Genomic DNA, 4854 nt, shown 5'->3' with positions numbered 1-4854 from the left:
GCGCCCGCCGACGAGTTCATCGCCTCGCCGACGCTGCGCACGAGCGTCACCGTGACCTCGGACGTGGTGCGGATCGGCGATCTCATCGACAACGCGGGATCGGCCGCGCTGATCCCGGTCTACCGCTCGCCCGATCTCGGCACCACCGGCACGCTGACGGTCGGCCAAGTGCTCTCGGTGTTGCGGGCCAAACAGGTGATCGGGGTCATGACCGGCGACATCAAGGAGGTCCAGGTCACCCGCCTCGCCCGCACGCTCGCGAGCAAGGAGATCGAGAACGCGGTAGCCGCCGCGCTCGAGCGCCGCTTCGGCCTGGGCGAGGCCGCCAACATCACCGTCACCTTCGATCGCGGCGTCGCCGACATGCGGCTCGATGCCTCCAACACCGGCGCGCTCCAGCCGGTCGCAACCCGCTACGATGCGCGCAGCGGCCGTTTCGATGTCGGCTTCGAGATAGCCAACGACAGCAATCCGGCGCCGACCAGGCTGCGCTTCACCGGCACCGCGATCGAGACCGTGGAAGTGGCCGTGCTGACCCGGGACATCGACCGCGCCGAGCTTCTGAAATCCTCCGATCTCTCGCTGGAGCGCCGGCCGAGGGCCGAGATCACCGGCGAACCGGCCGGGCGCGACCGCAGCATCGGCATGCAGCTGCGCCGGCCGATGCGCGCGGGCACGCCGCTCCGCATCGCCGACATCGTCAAGCCCGACTTCGTGCTGCGCGACCAGGCCGTCACCATCATCTACCAGGTGCCCGGCCTCTATCTCACCACGCGCGGCAAGGCGGTCGAGAACGGCGCCGAGGGCGACAGCATCAGCGTGCTCAATCTGCAGTCCAAGCGCACGCTGACCGGCATCGTCACCGGCCGCGGCCAGGTGACGGTCCAGGGCGCAAGTCAGTCCGCGCCGATGGTGCCGGCCGTCGAGCAGACCTCGTCGATCAAGCGCGGTGAGACGCCCGCCCCCGTCGACACTGCAGCCCTCGTCCGGAGCCTGGTCCAGGCCCCCGCGTCGCCGGCCCAGGTCGCACAAGCCAAGGTCGCACAAGCCCAGATCCCGCAAGCCCGCATCTCGCAAGCTCCAGCCAAGTCAGAGTAAGTCATGTCCACGTTCAGTTCGGCTTCCCGCCTTCGTCGCATCGCGATCTCTGCCCTGCTACTGGCCTCTTGCGCGCTGGGCGGCTGCTCCTCGATCGATCGCCTGTCGCAGATCGGCGAGCAGCCGAAATTGTCCGCGATCGACAATCCGACGACGCAGCCCGGCTACAAGCCGGTGCAGATGCCGATGCCGAAGCCGGAAGTCGCCTCCTACAATCCGAACTCGCTGTGGCGTAACGGCAGCCGCGCCTTCTTCAAGGACCAGCGCGCCCGCCAGGTCGGCGACCTCCTGACCGTGACCGTGAACATCACCGACAAGGCCAATCTCTCCAACGAGACCCAGCGCAGCCGGACCAGCAAGGAAGACTCAGGGATTACGGACTTCATTGGCAGCCAGACAGTCACGCAGCCGCTCAAGGTTCTCCCCGGACGTCTTCTCACCACCGACTCGACGTCCTCGGCCGACGGCAAGGGGTCGGTCAACCGCACGGAAGCCCTGCAGACCAACGTCGCCGCGGTCGTGACGCAGGTGCTGCCGAACGGCAACCTCGTGGTCGAGGGCAAGCAGGAGATCCGGGTCAACTACGAGATCCGCGAGCTCGTAGTCGCCGGCATCGTTCGCCCCGAAGACATCCAGAGCGACAACACCATCGATTCCAGCAAGATCGCGCAGGCCCGCATCGCCTATGGCGGCCGCGGCCAGATCACCGACGTACAGCAGCCGCGCTACGGCCAGCAGGTCATGGACGTGCTGTTGCCCTTCTAGCTTCTTCCAGAGCTCCCACATCGTGTTCGCGAACCTAGGCGCGAACGACGATGTACGACGCGGCCTCCGGTAGCTCCCCTGCCGGAGGCCGCATGTATTTTGGGAAGGCCGCTGCTGTCATCGTCCGCGAAGGCGGACGATCCAGTACTCTGAGGCCCGAGTTGCTAAACCGATACGGCGCGGCGTACTGGATTCCCCGCCTTCGCGGGGAATGACAGCGGAGGATGTCGTGGCGCACTCTACGTGAACTCCGCCTCCACCACGCCGAGCCCGTCGAGCTCCATCCGCACCTTGTCGCCGGCCTTCAGCCACAGCGTCTTGACCAGGCTGCCGGTGAGCACGAGCTGCCCTGCGTGCAGACCCTTGCCTTCGGCGGCGAGGTGGTTGGCGAGCCAGGCGAGGGCGTTGTGAGGATGGCCGAGCACGTCGGCGCCGGTGCCGTGACTCACCTCCTCGCCGTTGACGATGGCGCGCCCCTTGACCGCCTTCAGGTCCGGAACCGACGAGCGCGGCACCGACGGACCCAGCACGCAGCCGGCGGCGAAGAAATCGTCGGCGATCAAGGTCGGCGCGCCCATCGTTTCCCACTTCACGTAGCGATCGTCGACGATCTCGATTGCGGGATGATAGGCCTCGACTGCCTCGCCGACCCATTCGGCCGTGAATGGGGCTTCGCCGGCGGCAAGGTCGCGCTTGAGCCGCACCGCGATCTCGCATTCGACGCCGACCCGGACATAGTTGGAGGTGGCGAGCTTGGCGCCGCTGTCATGGACGCCCTTCTGGAACACGCCGCCGCCGCAAGGGTGCGGGATGCCGATGTACTCCTGCATCACCTGGCTGGTGCAGCCGATCTTGTAGCCGATGAGCGGGCCGACATGCGGCAGCAGAAGATCGTGCAGCGCGCGCTGCACCTGATAGCCCTCGGCTTCATCGGCAGGAGGACGCTCCAGCGCCGCGAGCGGTGCATGGTTGCGGCGCGCCAGCGCGATTGCCTTTGCGGCTGCGAGAATCCTGTCCATCGGCGCCGCCTCCCACGCTACGCATTCGAAGGCGGCACTTCAGCATCCCCGCCCGGGCGTGACAAGCCAGGGGCAACCTCACGCCTTGACCAGGCCGAGCCGGATCAGGCTCTCGGCGGTCGCAAGGATCGCCTCGCGGTTGGAGCGGGGCTCCCAGCCGAGCAGCGACCTCGCCTTGGCGCTGCTGGAATGCCGCACCCTGCCGAGCATCGGCACGACCGCACGCAGCAGGGGAATCCGGGTCGCGGCCAGCCGCACCAGCCAGTCGGGGGCCTGAAGCCGCGGAACCCGGCGTGCGGACGGCCCGAGTTCCCGCCGCAGCACCTTGGCGATACCGAGGATCGACATCGTTTCACCGGAGACCGCAATGAAGCGCTCGCCCCTGGCCTCGGGCGCCGTCATCGCCCGCAGGTGCAGATCGGCGACATCGCGCACGTCGACCACGCCGAAATAGACCCGCGGCACCGCCGGCATGGCGCCGTCGAGCAGCGATTTGACGATCTCGATCGAGCCCGAGAAGTCCGGCCCCAGCACGGGACCAAAAATGCCGGCGGGATTGACCACCGACAGTTCGAGGCCGTCGCCCTCGCGCACGATGAAATCCCAGGCCGCCCGTTCGGCCAGCGCCTTGGATTTGATGTAGGGCTGCACGTCGGGACCATCGAGATTGGTCCAGTCGGTCTCGTCGAACGGTTTTTCACGCGGCTGATGGCCGTAGCCGATCGCGCCCAGCGAGGAGGTGATGACGACGCGCCTGACGCCGGCCTCGCGTGCGGCGCGCAGTACCCGCAACGTGCCGTCGCGGGCCGGGACGATCATCTCGTTCTCGTCCTTGGGTACGCTGGTCGACAGCGGCGAGGCGACGTGCAGGACGTAGTCGCAGCCGGCGATCGCCTCGCGCCAGCCCGCGTCGGCCGTGAGGTCCGCCGTGAAGAAGGATACCGTTTCCGGCGAAGCCGCCCCGCCCTCGCGCAGCATCGCCAGCACGTCGTCCCGACGATCAGGCCGGCGTATCGTCGTCCGCACGGCATGGCCCGCGGCCAGAAGTTGCAGGACGACGTGAATGCCGACGAAGCCCGACCCGCCGGTGACCAGAACAGTGCTCATTGCCAAATTCCCCTCGATGCGAGGGCCGGCGGATCGGTTCCGCCGCGGCCCTGCTCAAGGCCGCATCTGGTCACTATCTCCAAGGGGACAAGTAGAATGGATGTCGAGACCGGTATGGAAAACCTGACCAGCAACTGCGACGACGACTGCGATTGCAGCCCAGATCCTGCCCTGCTCGCCGACTTCAAGCGGGCCATCCACGCCCTCGGCGGCAAGTGGAAACTGGAGATCCTGTTTACGCTGATGAACGGTGCGGTTCGCTTCGGTGCCTTGCGACGATCGATCGGCGGCATCACCCAGCACATGCTGACCACGCAGCTCCGTGAACTCGAGCAGGATGGCCTCGTATCGCGCAACGTCCTCGCGGAGAAACCCTTGCGGGTCGAGTACGAACTGACGGATGCGGCTTACGGCCTCTTGCCGGCGTTTAAGGAAATGTTGAGCTGGTCCAGGCTTTATGGGGACGCGCGCCTCTTGGCGTTGCGACAAACCTGATTGCAGCGATGCTTGATGCAGCTGGATCGGCGCCTCACCATTCGAGCCGATGTCGTTGATGCGACTCGCAAAACGCGCCCCCACCTGAAGTGAAGGCTGTTTCTCATTCGAACTCACGTGAGCTCGGAGGAATCGAGTCTAGCCCATTGATCGTGATTCACTTTTCGCGATCACGCCCCGCGCGTCGCCGTGCGGCTGCAAGCGGCAGGCAAAATGCGGATCACGGCGCCAAACGGCACCTTGCGTCCCAAAAACAAAGAGCCGCAACTCTGCGGCCCGGGCTCTATTCGTCGCGATAGACCTTCTCGCGTTTCTCGTGGCGCTCCTGCGCTTCCACCGAGAGCGTTGCGATGGGCCGGGCCTCGAGCCG

At 66.5% G+C, this 4854-nt stretch carries 5 protein-coding genes and 1 pseudogene; 3 read left to right on the top strand and 3 right to left on the bottom strand.

Translation table 11 applies throughout. The features are described from left to right. On the top strand, window positions 1-1098 hold a 1098-nt coding region (gene flgA / locus IC50_RS17595; RefSeq protein ID WP_035707290.1), incomplete at its 5' end, for a flagellar basal body P-ring formation chaperone FlgA. A gap of 3 nt (window positions 1099-1101) precedes the next feature. After that, window positions 1102-1863 (top strand): flagellar basal body L-ring protein FlgH, encoded by a 762-nt coding sequence (gene flgH / locus IC50_RS17590; RefSeq protein WP_035707287.1) that lies wholly within the window; start codon window positions 1102-1104, stop codon window positions 1861-1863. 239 nt (window positions 1864-2102) lie between these two features. On the opposite strand, the gene IC50_RS17585 is transcribed toward flgH, so the two are convergent. Then, window positions 2103-2882: a 2-keto-4-pentenoate hydratase gene (locus IC50_RS17585; protein ID WP_035707284.1), complete on the bottom strand. Its 780-nt coding sequence runs from the start codon at window positions 2880-2882 to the stop codon at window positions 2103-2105. Window positions 2883-2960: 78 nt separating this feature from the next. Continuing rightward, entirely contained in the window at window positions 2961-3989 is a 1029-nt protein-coding gene (locus IC50_RS17580; RefSeq protein WP_035707281.1) for an SDR family oxidoreductase, read from the bottom strand. 96 nt (window positions 3990-4085) lie between these two features. On the opposite strand from IC50_RS17580, the gene IC50_RS17575 reads away from it, so the two are divergent. After that, window positions 4086-4484 carry a winged helix-turn-helix transcriptional regulator gene (locus IC50_RS17575; RefSeq protein WP_193374129.1) on the top strand — a complete coding sequence of 133 codons (399 nt, stop codon included), beginning with the start codon at window positions 4086-4088 and terminating at the stop codon, window positions 4482-4484. Between the two features lie 283 nt (window positions 4485-4767). On the opposite strand, the pseudogene IC50_RS17570 reads toward IC50_RS17575, so the two are convergent. After that, window positions 4768-4854: pseudogene (locus IC50_RS17570) on the bottom strand (RNA polymerase-binding protein DksA); the annotation flags it as partial.

The organism is Bradyrhizobium genomosp. I (2014), assembly GCF_000261685.1.
GTDB lineage: Bacteria > Pseudomonadota > Alphaproteobacteria > Rhizobiales > Xanthobacteraceae > Bradyrhizobium.
The sequence above is the reverse complement of the archived record's forward strand: the minus strand, read 5'-3'. Positions and strand labels throughout refer to the sequence as shown.

Coding starts and splice junctions, on each gene's coding strand:
- IC50_RS17580 (WP_035707281.1), bottom strand. CDS start 3,989: ATGAGCACTGTTCTGGTCACCGGCGGGTCGGGCTTCGTCGGCATTCAC.
- IC50_RS17585 (WP_035707284.1), bottom strand. CDS start 2,882: ATGGACAGGATTCTCGCAGCCGCAAAGGCAATCGCGCTGGCGCGCCGC.
- flgH (WP_035707287.1), top strand. CDS start 1,102: ATGTCCACGTTCAGTTCGGCTTCCCGCCTTCGTCGCATCGCGATCTCT.
- IC50_RS17575 (WP_193374129.1), top strand. CDS start 4,086: ATGGATGTCGAGACCGGTATGGAAAACCTGACCAGCAACTGCGACGAC.